At 61.4% G+C, this 14744-nt stretch carries 14 protein-coding genes; 8 read left to right on the forward strand and 6 right to left on the reverse strand.

Annotated features, from left to right (window positions below; all coding sequences use genetic code 11):
* Window positions 1–51: 51 nt before the first annotated feature.
* The 3 genes from AC07RZ_RS19140 (at window position 52) to AC07RZ_RS19150 (ending at window position 2370) form a co-directional block, all read left to right on the forward strand.
* On the forward strand, window positions 52–999 hold the full coding sequence (locus tag AC07RZ_RS19140) for a LysR substrate-binding domain-containing protein (protein WP_092396636.1): 948 nt from the start codon (window positions 52–54) through the stop codon (window positions 997–999).
* Between the two features lie 115 nt (window positions 1000–1114).
* Window positions 1115–1969 (forward strand): 4-hydroxybenzoate octaprenyltransferase, encoded by an 855-nt coding sequence (gene ubiA, locus AC07RZ_RS19145; RefSeq protein WP_494669145.1) that lies wholly within the window; start codon window positions 1115–1117, stop codon window positions 1967–1969.
* 80 nt (window positions 1970–2049) lie between these two features.
* Window positions 2050–2370 carry an ElaB/YgaM/YqjD family protein gene (locus AC07RZ_RS19150; RefSeq protein WP_092396632.1) on the forward strand — a complete coding sequence of 107 codons (321 nt, stop codon included), beginning with the start codon at window positions 2050–2052 and terminating at the stop codon, window positions 2368–2370.
* A gap of 102 nt (window positions 2371–2472) precedes the next feature.
* Here AC07RZ_RS19150 and proC read toward each other — a convergent pair whose 3' ends face one another.
* Both proC and AC07RZ_RS19160 read right to left on the reverse strand, forming a co-directional pair.
* Window positions 2473–3297: a pyrroline-5-carboxylate reductase gene (gene proC / locus AC07RZ_RS19155; RefSeq protein ID WP_494669146.1), complete on the reverse strand. Its 825-nt coding sequence runs from the start codon at window positions 3295–3297 to the stop codon at window positions 2473–2475.
* Window positions 3287–4030, reverse strand: coding sequence for a YggS family pyridoxal phosphate-dependent enzyme (locus tag AC07RZ_RS19160; protein ID WP_144742108.1), 744 nt, complete (start codon window positions 4028–4030; stop codon window positions 3287–3289). Before AC07RZ_RS19160 ends, proC begins: the two co-directional genes overlap by 11 nt.
* A gap of 122 nt (window positions 4031–4152) precedes the next feature.
* On the opposite strand from AC07RZ_RS19160, the gene AC07RZ_RS19165 reads away from it, so the two are divergent.
* The 3 genes from AC07RZ_RS19165 to AC07RZ_RS19175 are packed head-to-tail and all read left to right on the forward strand — an operon-like array spanning window position 4153 to window position 6858.
* Entirely contained in the window at window positions 4153–5196 is a 1044-nt protein-coding gene (locus AC07RZ_RS19165) for a type IV pilus twitching motility protein PilT (protein ID WP_092396626.1), read from the forward strand.
* A 34-nt stretch (window positions 5197–5230) separates the two neighbouring features.
* A complete protein-coding gene (locus AC07RZ_RS19170; RefSeq protein WP_092396624.1) occupies window positions 5231–6367 on the forward strand; it encodes a PilT/PilU family type 4a pilus ATPase in 1137 nt (378 codons plus the stop codon).
* The gene (locus tag AC07RZ_RS19175; RefSeq protein ID WP_144742106.1) at window positions 6364–6858 is read left to right on the forward strand and encodes a glutathione peroxidase; all 495 of its coding nucleotides are present in this window, start codon (window positions 6364–6366) and stop codon (window positions 6856–6858) included. Before AC07RZ_RS19170 ends, AC07RZ_RS19175 begins: the two co-directional genes overlap by 4 nt.
* Before the next feature lie 68 nt (window positions 6859–6926).
* Here the strand turns inward: AC07RZ_RS19175 and AC07RZ_RS19180 are convergent, their stop codons facing one another.
* The 4 genes from AC07RZ_RS19180 to AC07RZ_RS19195 form a co-directional block, all read right to left on the reverse strand.
* Window positions 6927–7640, reverse strand: a complete 714-nt coding sequence (locus AC07RZ_RS19180) for an MIP/aquaporin family protein (RefSeq protein WP_041742976.1) — start codon at window positions 7638–7640, stop codon at window positions 6927–6929.
* A gap of 97 nt (window positions 7641–7737) precedes the next feature.
* Window positions 7738–9234, reverse strand: a complete 1497-nt coding sequence (gene glpK / locus AC07RZ_RS19185) for a glycerol kinase GlpK (RefSeq protein WP_144742102.1) — start codon at window positions 9232–9234, stop codon at window positions 7738–7740.
* A gap of 129 nt (window positions 9235–9363) precedes the next feature.
* Complete coding sequence (gene glpD, locus AC07RZ_RS19190; RefSeq protein ID WP_494669147.1) at window positions 9364–10899, reverse strand: glycerol-3-phosphate dehydrogenase; 1536 nt, start codon at window positions 10897–10899, stop codon at window positions 9364–9366.
* Window positions 10900–11223: 324 nt separating this feature from the next.
* The gene (locus AC07RZ_RS19195) at window positions 11224–12027 is read right to left on the reverse strand and encodes a DeoR/GlpR family DNA-binding transcription regulator (protein WP_494669148.1); all 804 of its coding nucleotides are present in this window, start codon (window positions 12025–12027) and stop codon (window positions 11224–11226) included.
* Between the two features lie 139 nt (window positions 12028–12166).
* On the opposite strand from AC07RZ_RS19195, the gene AC07RZ_RS19200 reads away from it, so the two are divergent.
* Window positions 12167–13240, forward strand: coding sequence for a LacI family DNA-binding transcriptional regulator (locus AC07RZ_RS19200; RefSeq protein WP_494669149.1), 1074 nt, complete (start codon window positions 12167–12169; stop codon window positions 13238–13240).
* 137 nt (window positions 13241–13377) lie between these two features.
* A complete protein-coding gene (gene gudD, locus AC07RZ_RS19205; RefSeq protein WP_494669150.1) occupies window positions 13378–14733 on the forward strand; it encodes a glucarate dehydratase in 1356 nt (451 codons plus the stop codon).
* The last annotated feature ends 11 nt before the right edge of the window (window positions 14734–14744 follow it).

Consider the following 14744-nt stretch of genomic DNA (forward strand, 5'->3'; position numbering starts at 1 on the left):
TGAAACGCGGGGAGACACAATCTCCATCGAAAAATATGCGAAGATAACAACATGACTCTGACCGAACTCAAATATATCGTCGCGGTAGCTCGCGTAAAGCATTTTGGCCATGCCGCTGAAGCTTGTTTCGTGGCGCAGCCGACCCTCTCCGTGGCGATCAAGAAGCTGGAAGACGAACTGGGCGTGGTGATCTTCGAACGCGGCGGCACCGAAATTTCCGTGACGCCGCTGGGTGCGCAGATCGTGGCCCAGGCTGAACGGGTGCTGGAGCAGACCGCCACCATCCGCGAGATCGCCAACCAGAACAAGGATCCGCTGGCCGGCCCGCTGCGCCTGGGCATCATCTATACGGTCGGCCCCTACCTGCTGCCGCCGCTGGTGAAAACCATGATCGAGCAAGTGCCGCAGATGCCGCTGGTACTGCAGGAAAATTTCACCGTGCGCCTGCTGGAGCTGCTGCGCCAAGGCGAACTGGATGCCGCCATCATCGCCTTGCCGTTCCCCGAGCACGGCCTGATGGTGCAGCCGCTGTACGACGAGCCGTTCGTGGTAGCGCTGCCCAAGCATCATGCCTGGGCCAACCGCACCAGCATCAGCGCCCAGGATCTCAAATCGGAAACCATGCTGTTGCTCGGCAACGGCCATTGTTTCCGCGACCAGGTGCTGGAGGTGTGCCCCGAAATGTCGCGCTTTTCGACTGCCGGCGACGGCATTGCCCGCACTTTCGAAGGTTCGTCGCTGGAAACCATCCGCCACATGGTGGCTTCCGGCATCGGCATCACCGTGCTGCCGCTGGCCTCGGTGCCCGATATCGACGCCAAGGACGGCATGCTGCGTTATGTGCCGTTCACCGATCCGGAGCCGTCGCGCCGGGTGGTGATTGTCTGGCGCAAGAGCTTCACGCGCCATGCCGCCATCGAAGCCGTGCAAAAAGCGGTGCTGGATTGCGGCCTGAAAGGCGTTACCTTGCTGCATGACGCGCTTGCCGTCGAAGGCTGAGCCAAAAGCCGATGTATGCCGGCCGGGATAGAACCTGGCTTACGTCCGCCGGCGTGTTTCCATCCCTCATTTTTCCCGCTGCCGCCTGGCGGCTACGCTAATCATCCAGACCGCAATGAATCGCCTCAAACTCTACTTCCGGCTGATCCGCATGGACAAACCGATCGGCATCCTGCTGCTGCTATGGCCGACCCTGGCCGCTCTGTGGCTGGCGGCCGAGGGCAAGCCGGCCTGGGCCCTGGTCGCGATTTTCTGTCTCGGCACCGCCCTGATGCGCTCGGCCGGCTGCGCGATCAACGATTTTGCCGACCGCGATTTCGACAAGCACGTCAAGCGCACCGCCGAGCGGCCGCTGACCAGCGGCAAGATCGCCGCCTGGGAAGCGGTGATGGTGGCCGTCGTGCTGACACTGCTGTCGCTGCTGCTGATCCTGCCGCTGAACACGCTGACCAAGGAGCTGTCGGTCGTCGCCGTGATCGTGGCCGGCAGCTATCCCTACTTCAAGCGCTTCTTCGCGATCCCGCAAGCCTACCTCGGCATCGCCTTCGGCTTCGGCATTCCCATGGGTTTCGCGGCGGTCCAGGGAACCGTGCCGGCCGCCGCCTGGCTGCTGTTGCTGGCGAATGTATTCTGGGCGGTCGCCTACGACACCGAATACGCCATGGTCGACCGCGACGACGACCTGAAAATCGGCATCCGGACTTCCGCGATTACCTTCGGCCGCTACGACGTAACCGCAATCATGCTTTGTTACGCGCTCAGTTTGGGATTAGTATTTACAGTAGGCTGGCAATTCGGCCTGCGCGCCTGGTTCAGCGCCGGCATGCTGGCGGCGGCCGGATGTGCAGCCTACCACTACCGCTTGATCCGCAGCCGCGAACGCGCCGGCTGCTTCGCCGCTTTTCGCCACAACAACTGGCTGGGAGCGGCGGTATTCGGCGGGATCGCCCTGGACTATGCGTTCCGGTAGATGTCCGGCGGCAACCCGGCATGATTATCGTGATATATTAGGCAACATCTTTCCCCGCAATCCACATTGAAGAGGCAAACATGGCTACTACCGACAACGTAAAAGAGATGCGCGACAATCTGGCTGGCGAACTCAAATCCGTGATCAAGGAAGCGGAAACCCTGCTCGACGATACCCATGACCATGCGGAAAAAAAATACAACTCGGCCCGTGAGAAGCTGAAAGCCGCGCTGGAAACAGCCAAGACGGAACTGCCGAAAGCTACCAAGAAAGCCGTGGCGCACACCAAGCACGCGGCCCATGTCACCGATGAATATGTCGGCGACAATCCATGGAAAGCTGTCAGCGTGGCGGCCGTCATCGGTTTGCTGGCTGGCCTGGCGATTGGCCGCAACAAATAAAGTGCGGCCGGAGCCTCGACACCACTGCGGCTCTGCAATAAAAAACAGCGGCAATCGCCATGCGATGCCGCTGTTTTTTTATGCGTAACGCCCGCCCCGGCGCTAATCGCGTCCGAATTCGTCGCCCAGTTCCTGGCCGCGGAGCGCGGCTGATTTGACGGCAGCGATGATCGCACCCTTCACATCCGCAGCCTCCATGCTGCTCAACGCGGCATACGTGGTGCCGCCCTTGGAGGTCACGCGCTCGCGCAGCAGCGACACCGGCTCCGACGATTGCGCCGCAAGCTGCGCCGCGCCGGTGAAGGTGGCCTTGGCCAGTTCGACGCCCTGCTGCGCAGTCAGGCCGAGTTCCTGCGCCGCCTGCTGCATCGCCTCGATAAAATAAAACACATACGCCGGGCCGCTGCCGGACACCGCCGTCACTGCATCGATCTTTGCTTCGTCATCCAGCCATACCGTGCTGCCCACCGCGCGCAAGATCAGGTCGGCGGTCTCGCGCTGTGCCGGCGACACGCCGGCGGTGGCGACCATTCCGGTAATGCCTTGGCCGATCAGCGCCGGCGTATTCGGCATGCAGCGCACGATGGCGTCGTGGCCGCCCAGCCAGCGCGCCAGGTCCACCGCGCGGATCCCGGCGGCAATCGACAGCACCAGCTGGGTCCGGACATGCGGCCGCAATTTGGCCACGACTTCCTTCATCTGCTGCGGCTTGACCGCCAGCACGATCACTTCGCAAGCCTCGATCGCGGCGTCGATCCCGGTCGCCGTGCTGACGCCGAAGCGCTGCGCCAGATTCTGCAGCGCCTCCGGATTCAGGTCGACCACATGGATGTTGGCGCCGTCGGTCACCTTGCCGGCCAGGCCGCCGATCAGGGCTGCCGCCATATTGCCGCCGCCGATGAAACCGATATTCAATTTATTTTTCATGATTCCGTTCCCGTTGCCCAAAAATTGCACTGCCCACGCGCACGATGGTAGCGCCCTCTTCAATCGCCGCCACCATGTCTGCCGACATGCCCATCGACAAAGTGTCTAGTTGCTGCCCAGCTTGCTGCGTACCCAGGTCATGCCGCAGCTGTTCCAGCAACTCCCTGGTCTGGCGAAATGCCGCATGCTGTTTTTGCCGGTCGTCGGTCGGCTCCGGTATCGCCATCAGGCCGCGCAGCCTCAGCCCCGGCAATCCCGCAACGGCACGCGCCACAGCCGGCAACTCCGACGGCGCCAGGCCGCTCTTGCTCGCTTCGCCGCTGATATTCACCTGCAGGCAGATGTTCAGCGGCGCCAGTTGCGGCGGCCGCTGCTGCGACAGGCGCTGAGCGATCTTTTCGCGGTCGACCGTGTGCACCCAGTCGAAATGCTCAGCGATGGCGCGCGTCTTGTTGCTCTGGATCGGACCGATAAAATGCCATTCCAGCAAGACATCGTCGCGCTGTCCGGACTTCAGCGCCAGCTCGACCTCAGCCATTTTGGCCAGCGCCTCCTGCAGATAATTTTCACCGAAAGCACGCTGGCCGGCGGCGATCGCTTCCAGCACCGCGTCGGCGCCGAAGGTTTTGGACACCGCCAGCAGCGCCACACTGTCAGGTCGGCGCGACACCGCAACGGCCGTGGCATGAATACTGCTATGGACGGCTTGCAACTTGTGCGACATTAAGGACATAATCGGAGAGTTTGAAAATTGCCGTAAAGAACTACCAACTTGCATGGCCAGGCGGTTTTGACAAGCAGCGCCTGGGCAGGAAAATGCATTTCAACAAACAAAATACAGCACAGGGATTATAAATGGACATTTCCGAACTTCTGGCTTTTTCGGTGAAGAATAAGGCATCCGATTTGCATTTATCCGCAGGCTTGCCGCCGATGATCCGGGTTCATGGCGATGTGCGCCGCATCAACCTGCCGCCGCTGGAGCACAAGGACGTGCATTCCATGATTTATGACATCATGAACGACGGCCAGCGCAAGGCGTACGAAGAACACCTGGAATGCGATTTTTCCTTTGAAATCCCCGGCCTGGCGCGCTTCCGCGTGAATGCATTCAACCAGGACCGTGGCGCCGCGGCCGTGCTGCGGACGATTCCGTCGACGGTCCTGACGCTGGAGCAGCTCAACGCGCCGCGCATCTTTGCCGAGCTGTCGCTCAAGCCGCGCGGCCTGGTGCTGGTCACCGGCCCTACCGGTTCCGGCAAGTCGACCACGCTGGCCGCCATGGTCAACCATGTCAACGAGAACGAATACGCGCACATCCTGACCATCGAAGATCCGATCGAATTCGTCCACCAGTCGAACAAATGCCTGATCAACCAGCGTGAAGTCGGCCCGCATACCCATTCCTTCAGCAATGCGCTGCGTTCGGCCTTGCGCGAAGACCCGGACGTGATCCTGGTGGGCGAATTGCGCGACCTGGAAACCATCCGCCTGGCGCTGACCGCCGCCGAAACCGGCCACCTGGTGTTCGGCACCCTGCACACCTCTTCCGCCGCCAAGACCATCGACCGTATCGTCGACGTGTTCCCGGGCGAAGAAAAGGAAATGGTGCGCGCCATGCTGTCGGAATCGCTGCAGGCAGTGATTTCGCAAAGCCTGCTGAAGACCAAGGACGGCTCCGGCCGCGTTGCGGCCCATGAAATCATGCTGGGCACGCCGGCGATCCGCAACCTGATCCGCGAAAGCAAGATTGCGCAGATGTACTCGGCGATCCAGACCGGCAGCAACATGGGCATGCAAACCCTGGACAGCAACCTGACCGAACTGGTCAAGCGCAATGTGATCTCGCTGGCCAGCGCGCGCGCAGCGGCCAAGACACCGGACAATTTCCCAGGCTAAAACCCGGGCTGCAAAATACATTAGGATAAGAATCATGGAAAGAGATCAAGCCACCAAATTCATGCACGACTTGCTGCGCCTGATGGTCAGCAAGCGCGGCTCCGATTTGTTCATTACCGCGGACTTCCCGCCGGCGTTCAAGATCGACGGCAAGATCACCCCGGTGTCGAACCAGGCGCTGACTTCGGTGCATACCCTGGAACTGGCGCGCGCCATCATGAGCGACAAGCAGGCTGCCGATTTCGAAGAAACCAAGGAATGCAATTTCGCCATCAGCCCGGCCGGGCTGGGACGGTTCCGGGCTTCGGCATTCATCCAGCAGGGCCGGGTCGGCATGGTGCTGCGCACGATCACCACCGACATCCCGAAATTCGAAGACCTGGGCCTGCCGCCTACGCTGAAAGAGGTCGCCATGACCAAGCGCGGCCTGGTGATCATGGTCGGCGCCACCGGCTCCGGCAAATCGACCACGCTGGCGGCGATGGTCGGCTATCGCAATGAAAACAGCTACGGCCACATCATCACCATCGAGGATCCGGTCGAGTACATCCACCCGCACAAGAACTGCATCGTGACCCAGCGTGAAGTCGGCGTCGACACCGACAACTGGGGCGTGGCGCTGAAGAACACCTTGCGCCAGGCGCCGGACGTGATCCTGATCGGCGAAATCCGCGACCGTGAAACCATGGACTACGCCATCGCCTTCGCCGAAACCGGCCACTTGTGCCTGGCCACCTTGCACGCCAACAGTTCCAACCAGGCGCTTGACCGCATCATCAACTTTTTCCCCGAAGAGCGCCGGCCGCAGCTGCTGATGGACTTGTCGCTCAACCTGAAAGGCATCATCTCGCAACGCCTGGTGCCGTTGAAAACCGTGAAGGGACGTGCGGTAGCGGTGGAGATCATGCTCAATTCGCCGCTCATTTCCGACCTGATCTTCAAGGGCGATGTGCACGAGATCAAGGAAATCATGAAGAAGTCGCGCGAACTCGGCATGCAGACTTTTGACCAGGCCCTGTTCGATTTGTACGAAGAGGATAAAATCAGTTATGAAGACGCCTTGCGCAACGCCGATTCGGTCAACGATCTGCGTCTCGCCATCAAGCTGCGCGGCAAGGATGCAAAGGACCGCGACCTTGCAGCCGGCACTGAACACCTGGGGATAGTATGACTACCGACACTAGCATTTACGATTTCACCGTCAAGCAGCTGGACGGCACGCCCGAGTCGCTGGCGGCCTTCCGCGGCAAGGTGCTGCTGATCGTCAATACCGCCAGCAACTGCGGCTTCACGCCGCAGTACAAGGGACTGGAAGAGATTTACCAGAAGTACCGCGCGCAAGGCTTCGAAGTACTGGGCTTTCCGTGCAACCAGTTCGGCGCCCAGGAACCGGGAACCGCCGACGAAATCGGCGCTTTCTGCGAGAAGAACTACGGCGTCACCTTTCCCTTGTTCGAGAAGATCGACGTCAACGGCGACCATGCGGCGCCGCTCTACCAGTACCTGAAAAACGCAGCGCCGGGTTTGCTGGGCAGCGAGGGCATCAAATGGAATTTCACCAAATTCCTGGTGAACAAGGATGGCGGCGTGGTTGACCGTTTTGCGCCGCAGACCAAGCCGGAAGCGCTGGCGGCGGATATCGAGAAATTGCTGGGAAAATAAGGCAGGAACATTCCGGACCGGTTCCTGGCTTTGCAGCCAGCCGATCCGGATACATCGTCAATCGCAGCTCAATGCGCCATTTGCAGGCCGTACACCAGCGCCGCCAGCACGCCGCCGCAGATCGAACCCACCACAGGCACCAAGGCATAACCCCAGTCGCTGTCGCGTTTGCCGGGAATCGGCAGCAGTGCGTGCATCAGGCGCGGGCCTAGGTCACGCGCCGGGTTGATCGCATAGCCGGTGGTGCCGCCCAGGGAAACGCCGATGCTCATCACCAGCAAAGCCACCGGCAGCGCGTCCAGCGCGCCCAGGCCCATCTTCGGCGAAGCGATATTCAGCACGCAATAAACCAGCACGAAAGTGCCGACCACTTCAGACACTACGTTGCCGAAGGTGTTGCGGATCGCCGGCGCCGTGCAAAACGCCGCCAGCTTCAGATTGCCGTCCGTAGTTTCGGCGAAGTGATTTCGGTACACCAGCCATACCAGGAAAGCACCCATCATCCCGCCCAGCATCTGCGACAGGATATAACCCGGCACGCTGCCCCAGGCAAACTTGCCGGCCACCGCCAGCGCCAGGGTCACGGCTGGATTCAGGTGGGCGCCGCTGGACGATGCCGCCACAAAAACGCCAACGAATACGGCCATCGCCCAGCCGACCGTGATCACGATCAGGCCGCTGCCATGGCCATGGGTTTTACTTAAAAGTACATTGGCAACCACGCCGTTGCCAAGCAAGACAATCAGGGCGGTGCCCACGAATTCAGCTAAAAAGGGAGTCATGAGGAACTCTTTCGGAAATGGGAAGTGAGAGGAACGCAGATTCTGTTCTGCGTTCCGGTCTGTTTTTTATCCAACGGTGCCTGCTACCGGTTTGCGGTCAGGAATCTGCCCACACCGTGGCCGCTGCAATCGCCCGCTGCCAGCCTTTGATGCTGGCCTGCACTTCTTCCGCCGGCAGCGCCGGCTTGAAGCGCTGGTCGAGCTGCCATTGGCCGCGCACGTCGTCGGTGCTGCTCCAGTAGCCGACCGCCAGGCCAGCCAGGTAGGCCGCTCCCAGCGCCGTGGTTTCCGTGACTTTCGGACGCACCACATCCACGCCCAGGATGTCGGACTGGAATTGCATCAGCAGGTTGTTGGCAGTGGCGCCGCCGTCGACGCGCAGTTCCGGGATGACGATGCCGGCGTCCGCTTCCATGGCTTTCAATACGTCCATGGTCTGGTAAGCGATGCTGTCCAGCGCGGCGCGCGCGTAGTGGGCCGAGGTGGTGCCGCGGGTAATGCCGAAAATGGTGCCGCGTGCGTGCGGGTTCCAGTGCGGCGCGCCGAGGCCGGCAAACGCCGGCACCAGGTAGACGCCGTCGCTGCTCTTGACGCTGCGCGCCAGTGCTTCGATTTCGGTGGAAGTCTTGATGATGCCAAGGCCGTCGCGCAGCCACTGCACCACGGCGCCGCCGATGAAGATGCTGCCTTCCAGCGCATAGTTGACTTCGTTGCCGATTTTCCAGGCGACCGTGGTCAGCAGGTTGTTTTTCGAGATGATCGGCTTGGTGCCGGTGTTCATCACCATGAAACAGCCGGTGCCGTAGGTATTCTTGACCATGCCGGGTTCGGTGCACATCTGGCCGAACAAGGCCGCCTGCTGATCGCCGGCGATCCCCGCCAGCGGGATTTCGGAGCCGAAGCCCGAAATCTCGGTGTGGCCGTAGACTTCGCTGGAGGAACGCACTTCCGGCAGCATGCTGCGCGGCACGCCCATGATCTTGAGCAGCTCGTCATCCCACTCCATGGTATGGATGTTGAACAGCATGGTGCGCGAGGCATTCGAGACATCGGTCAGGTGCAGCTTGCCGCGGGTCATGTTCCAGACCAGCCAGGTGTCGATCGTGCCGAACGCCAGGCGGCCCTGGTCGGCCAGCTGCTGCGCGCCTTCGACGTTGTTCAGTATCCAGCGGATCTTGGTGCCGGAAAAATACGAGTCGACCAGCAAGCCGGTCTTTGCGCGGATGGTTTCGGCCAGGCCGTCGGCTTTCAGCTGGTCGCAGAATGCGGCTGTGCGGCGGTCTTGCCAGACGATGGCGTTGTACACCGCCTTGCCGGTTTCGCGATCCCAGACCACGGTGGTTTCACGCTGGTTGGTAATGCCGATGGCGGCGATCGAAGTACCGTTCAGGCCGATGTTGGTTGAAGCCTCGGCGGCGACGCCGACCTGGGTCGACCAGATTTCCTGCGGATCGTGTTCGACCCAGCCCGGCTGCGGATAGATCTGGCGGAATTCTTTCTGCGCTGAAGAAACGATATTGCCTTGACGGTCGAACAGGATGGCGCGCGAACTGGTCGTTCCCTGATCCAGGGCTAAAATGTATTTATCTTTCAACTTGTCTACTCCAAGGTTGGTGAATCCGCCTGCGCGGACCGGGCGACTTTGATCCGGGGTTGATGCCGGGCCTGTCTTTTTTATCTTCCGGCGCTGCTGCCTGCCGGGCAAAACTTCAGGTAAACCATTTCAAGCCAGCATGGCGGCCGGTGCGGGTACTTGCTGCGCCTCCAGCCAGGCATGCAGGCGCTCGACGCCGGCTGCGTCAAAACGCAATCCCAGCTTGGAACGGCGCCACAGGATATCGTCGGCAGTCAGCGCCCATTCGTTGCGCATCAGGTAGCGCACTTCCGCCTCATACAGGTCGGCGCCGAACAATTCGCCCAGCCCGGCCATCTCGTGGATGCCGTCCAGCAGGCGCGCCGCGCGGGTGCCGTAGGTGCGTGCATAACGCGCCGCCAAGGTGGCCGGCAGCCAGGCATGGCGCTGCTGGAAAATCCGCTGGAAGTCTGCGAAATCGGCGTTGGCGATGTCGCCGCCCGGCAGCGCTTCATGCGCGGTCCAGTGCGATTTCATGTAACCGAACAGCGGCTGCAGCTGCTCCATGGCTTCCTCCGCCAGGCGCCGGTAAGTGGTGATCTTGCCGCCGAATACCGACAGCACCGGCGCCAGCCCTTGTTCGGCCCGCAGCTCAAGACGGTAGTCGCGGGTTACCGCGGACGGATTGGCGACTTCTTCTTCCAGCAGCGGCCGCACGCCGGCATAGGACCAGACCACCTGTTGCGGCGTCACGGCGGCTTCGAAATAGCGGCTCACCGATTCGCACAGGTAAGCGGTTTCTTCATCCGAAATCTCTACCTTGCCCGGATTGCCGCTGTACTCGACATCGGTGGTGCCGATCAGCGTGAAGTCGGTTTCATACGGAATCGCAAAGACGATGCGCTTGTCGGGATTCTGGAAAATGTAAGCGTGGTCGTGGTCGAACAGGCGCTTGGTGACGATGTGGCTGCCCTTGACCAGGCGGATGTGATGCTGGGCCGGCGTATTCAATGCGCTGTTCAACAAGCTGGCGACCCAGGGACCGGCAGCGTTGACCACGCAGCGCGCCTTGACCTTGGTAGTCGCGCCGCTCACGGCCGACAGCAAAGTGGCGTCCCAGTATTGCGCGCCTTGCCTGGCTTCGATCAGGCGGGTCCTGGTGAGGATGGCGGCGCCGCGTTCCTTGGCGTCCATCGCATTGAGCACCACCAGGCGCGCGTCTTGCACCGAGGCGTCGGAATACACGAAACCTTTGCTCAGGGTTTTCTTCAGCGGCGCGCCGGCCGGATGCTTGCGGAAATCGATGGAGCGCGAACCGGGCAGCAATTCGCGCTTGCTCAGGTTGTCGTATAAAAACAGGCCGGCGCGTATTATCCAGGCCGGCCGCAGGCTCGATACATGCGGCATCACGAAGCGCAGCGGCGCGATGATGTGCGGCGCCATGCGCAGCAGCAGTTCGCGCTCTTGCAGGGCTTTGCGGACCAGGCCGAATTCGTAATGTTCGAGATAGCGCAAGCCGCCATGTATCAGCTTGGTGCTGGCCGATGAAGTGTGCGAAGCCAGGTCGTCCTGCTCGCAAAGCAACACGCTCAGTCCGCGACCCGCGGCGTCGCGCGCAATCCCGGCGCCGTTAACGCCGCCGCCCACTACCAGCAAATCAACAATCTCATCTGATGCCACAGCCATCTCCTTGTGTCGGCAACTCGCTCATCGGACATATCCAGTTGTTGCCAAATAGCAAAACGGTATGCTTGCAATGTCACCGCACATCATAAAATATTTATATTCGAAAGTATATTGTTCGAATTCGAACATTGATAATCATTTATATTCATTGAAAGCAATTATTCAATAGAAATAAACTTAATTGCTTATAGATAAGCACTATCCCCTCCTCGGCCCGGAGGCTTGCAAGCGGCTGTCGCGCATAGGACTGGCCTGAGCCGTCGCCCGGATGGAGGAAAAAGGGGATGGATGTTCGCCGTGCGGCGTGCGAATGGCTTCGCGGGATTATTTTTTTTGCTGCCGGTCCGCGTCGTCGGTAACGAACACGTCGATTTTCGCTTCTTCGAAAATGCCGGCCATGGCTTCCGGCACGGGCTTGTCAGTGAACAGGGCATTGATTTTCGAGATATCGCCGAGCCGCACCAGCGCCGGCCGCCAGAATTTCGAATGGTCGGCCACCAGGAACACGGTGCGCGAATGTTCGATGATCGCTTCCGAAACCCGCACCTCGCGATAGTCGAAATCGCGCAGGGTGCCGTCGGCCTCGATGCTGGAAATGCCGATGATGCCGAAATCGACCTTGAAGCGGCGGATGAAATCGATGGTTTCTTCGCCGGTAATCCCGAGGTCGCGGGCGCGCACCACGCCGCCGGTGATGATCACTTCGCAGCCCGGATAGCCGCTCATGATGGCGGCCACGTTCAGGTTGTTGGTGATGACCCGCAGGTTGCGGCGCCGGCTCAAGGCCTTGGCGACTTCTTCGTTGGTGGTGCCGAGGTTGATGAAGAGCGTCGCCTGGTCCGGGATATGTTCCACCACCAGGGCGGCGATGCGGCGCTTTTCTTCCGAATACAAACCCTGCCTGGCGCCATAGGCGATATTCTCGGCGCTGGACGGCAGGCCGACGCCGCCGTGATAACGCTGCAGCAGGTTCATCTCCGCCAGCAGGTTGATGTCGCGCCGGATGGTCTGCTGGGTGATATTGAAGCGCGTCGCCAGGTGTTCTACCGTCACAAAGCCATCGCGTTGCACATAACTCAACAGCTCTTGCTGGCGACCGTTAAGCTTTAGCGTTGATATCTCTGGCATGAACCTTGTCCTGTGCGGATTTTTCAAAGGCTTTTATTATGATGGGATTTCTGCCATAAGGGGGGAATGCACAGCGCCTTTTGTCGCACCGCCCGGGTATAATGGTAACGGTATCATTTTATCATGTTAGAATTTCACCATGGAAAAAGAAACCTTGATGAACGCCGTCGTCGCCGACGTCACCGCGCGCCGTAAAGGCGGCCGTAAAACCGGCGGCTTCACCCTGCGCGACGTCGCCAAGCTGGCTGGCGTCGCACCGATCACGGCGTCGCGCGCACTGAATACGCCGGACGCCGTCTCTGCCAAGGTTCTGCAAAAGGTGCAGGCCGCGGTGGCGCAGACCGGCTACGTGCCGAACCTGCTGGCCGGCGCGCTGGCGTCGCAGAAAAGCCGCCTGGTGGCGGCCGTGGTGCCGACCCTGTCCGGTCCGATGTTCCTGGAAACCGTGGAAGCGCTGACCGACACCCTGGCCGGCGCCGGCTACCAGGTGATGCTGGGCCAGAGCGGTTATGAAAATTCGCGCGAAGACGCCTTGCTCGACGCCATCATCGGCCGCCGCCCGGACGGCATCGTGCTGACCGGCATCACCCGTTCGCCGCAGGCGCGCCGGCGCTTGCTGGCAAGCGGCATCCCGGTGGTCGAAACCTGGGACCTGACGCCAACCCCGGTCGACATGCTGGTCGGTTTTTCCCATGAAAAGATCGGCGCCGCGGTGGCCCAGTACCTGCACGCCAAAGGCAAGAAGCGGGTGGCCGCCATCAGCGGCGACGATGAACGCAGCCGGCGCCGCGCCACGGCGTTTTCCGAAGCGGCGGTCCGGCTGGGCATGGCGCGGCCGCAGGAAATCGACATCCCGGCTTGCCTGGTGACGGCGCCCACCACGCTTGGCAACGGCCGCAGCGGACTGCGGGAATTGCTGCAGCGCGCGCCCGACATCGACGCCGTGTTTTGCAGCTCCGACCTGCTGGCCCTGGGCCTGATGATAGAAGCGCAAGCCAGCGGCATCGCCATTCCCCGCCAGCTGGCCGTCATCGGCCTGGGCGACCTCAGCTTTTCGCGCGACCTGCAGCCGCCGCTGACCACGGTCCGCATCGACGGCACCGCCATCGGCAGCACCGCCGCGCGTTTCATCATCGCCCGCTCCGAGGGCAAAAGCGTGGCCGAACCGATCTGCGATCTCGGCTTCACCATCATAGAGCGCGCCAGCGTTTAACCGCTTCTTCGCAAAAAAAATCGTTGACAGCCAAAAATGGGACCGCTACCATTTGCTCGAATTCGATTTGGTAGCGGTCCCATTTTTAGCAATAAAGACAACGAAATATTTTAGCGCACACAGCCACAGGCAACCTCATGACAGATTCGAATACCAGCCAGCCCGCCACAGGCACTCCGCATATCGTCGACATGCGCGTGGTGCCGGTAGCCGGGCGCGACAGCATGCTGCTCAACCTGAGCGGCGCGCATGGCCCCTATTTCACGCGCAACATCGTGATCCTCAGCGACAATGCCGGCAACATCGGCGTGGGCGAAGTGCCGGGAGGCGAACGCATCCGGCAGACGCTGGAAGATGCGCGCCCGCTGCTGCTGGGAAAATCGATAGGCAACTACCAGGCGATCCTCAACAGCACACGCGCGGCGTTCAGCGACCGGGACGCCGGCGGCCGCGGCCTGCAAACCTTCGACCTGCGCATCGCGATCCATGCGGTGACGGCGCTGGAAGCCGCCCTGCTCGACCTGCTCGGCAAATTTCTCGGCGTGCCGGTGGCGGCGTTGCTGGGCGAAGGCCAGCAGCGCACTGCGGTGAAGATGCTGGGCTACCTGTTCTACGTCGGCGACCGCAACGCCACCGACCTGCCTTACGCCAGCGCCCCGGACGCCGCCGACGACTGGCTGCGGCGGCGCCACGAGCCAGCATTGGACACGCAGGCAGTGGTCGCCCTGGCCGAAGCTGCTTACCAGCGCTACGGCTTCAACGATTTCAAGCTGAAGGGCGGCGTGCTGCGCGGCGAGGATGAAATCGAAGCGGTGACGGCGCTGGCCGAGCGTTTCCCGGGGGCCCGCATCACGCTTGATCCGAACGGCGGCTGGCTGCTCAAGGACGCCATCCGCCTGTGCCGCGACCAGCACGCGGTGCTGGCCTATGCCGAAGATCCCTGCGGTGCGGAGAACGGCTTTTCCGGGCGTGAAGTGATGGCCGAATTCCGCCGCGCCACCGGCTTGCAGACCGCCACCAACATGATCGCCACCGACTGGCGCGAGATGGGCCATGCCATCCAGTTGCAATCGGTCGACATCCCGCTGGCCGATCCCCATTTCTGGACCATGCAGGGTTCGGTACGGGTGGCGCAGATGTGCCGCGAATGGGGCCTGACCTGGGGCTCCCATTCCAACAACCATTTCGATATCTCGCTGGCGATGTTCACCCACGTCGCCGCCGCGGCGCCGGGCGACATCACCGCCATCGACACGCACTGGATCTGGCAAGACGGCCAGCGCCTGACCAGGCAGCCGCTGCAGATTGCCGGCGGCATGGTCGAGGTGCCAGACAAACCCGGGCTCGGCGTCGAACTTGATCCGGTGGAACTGGAGGCCGCGCACCAGCTCTACCGCAGCATGGGACTGGGTGCGCGCGACGATGCCGCAGCCATGCAATACCTGATCCCCGGCTGGAAATTCGACAACAAGAAACCTTGCCTGTTACGCTAAGACGCCCGACG

Source organism: Collimonas sp. GW821-FHT07E08, from assembly GCF_059418905.1.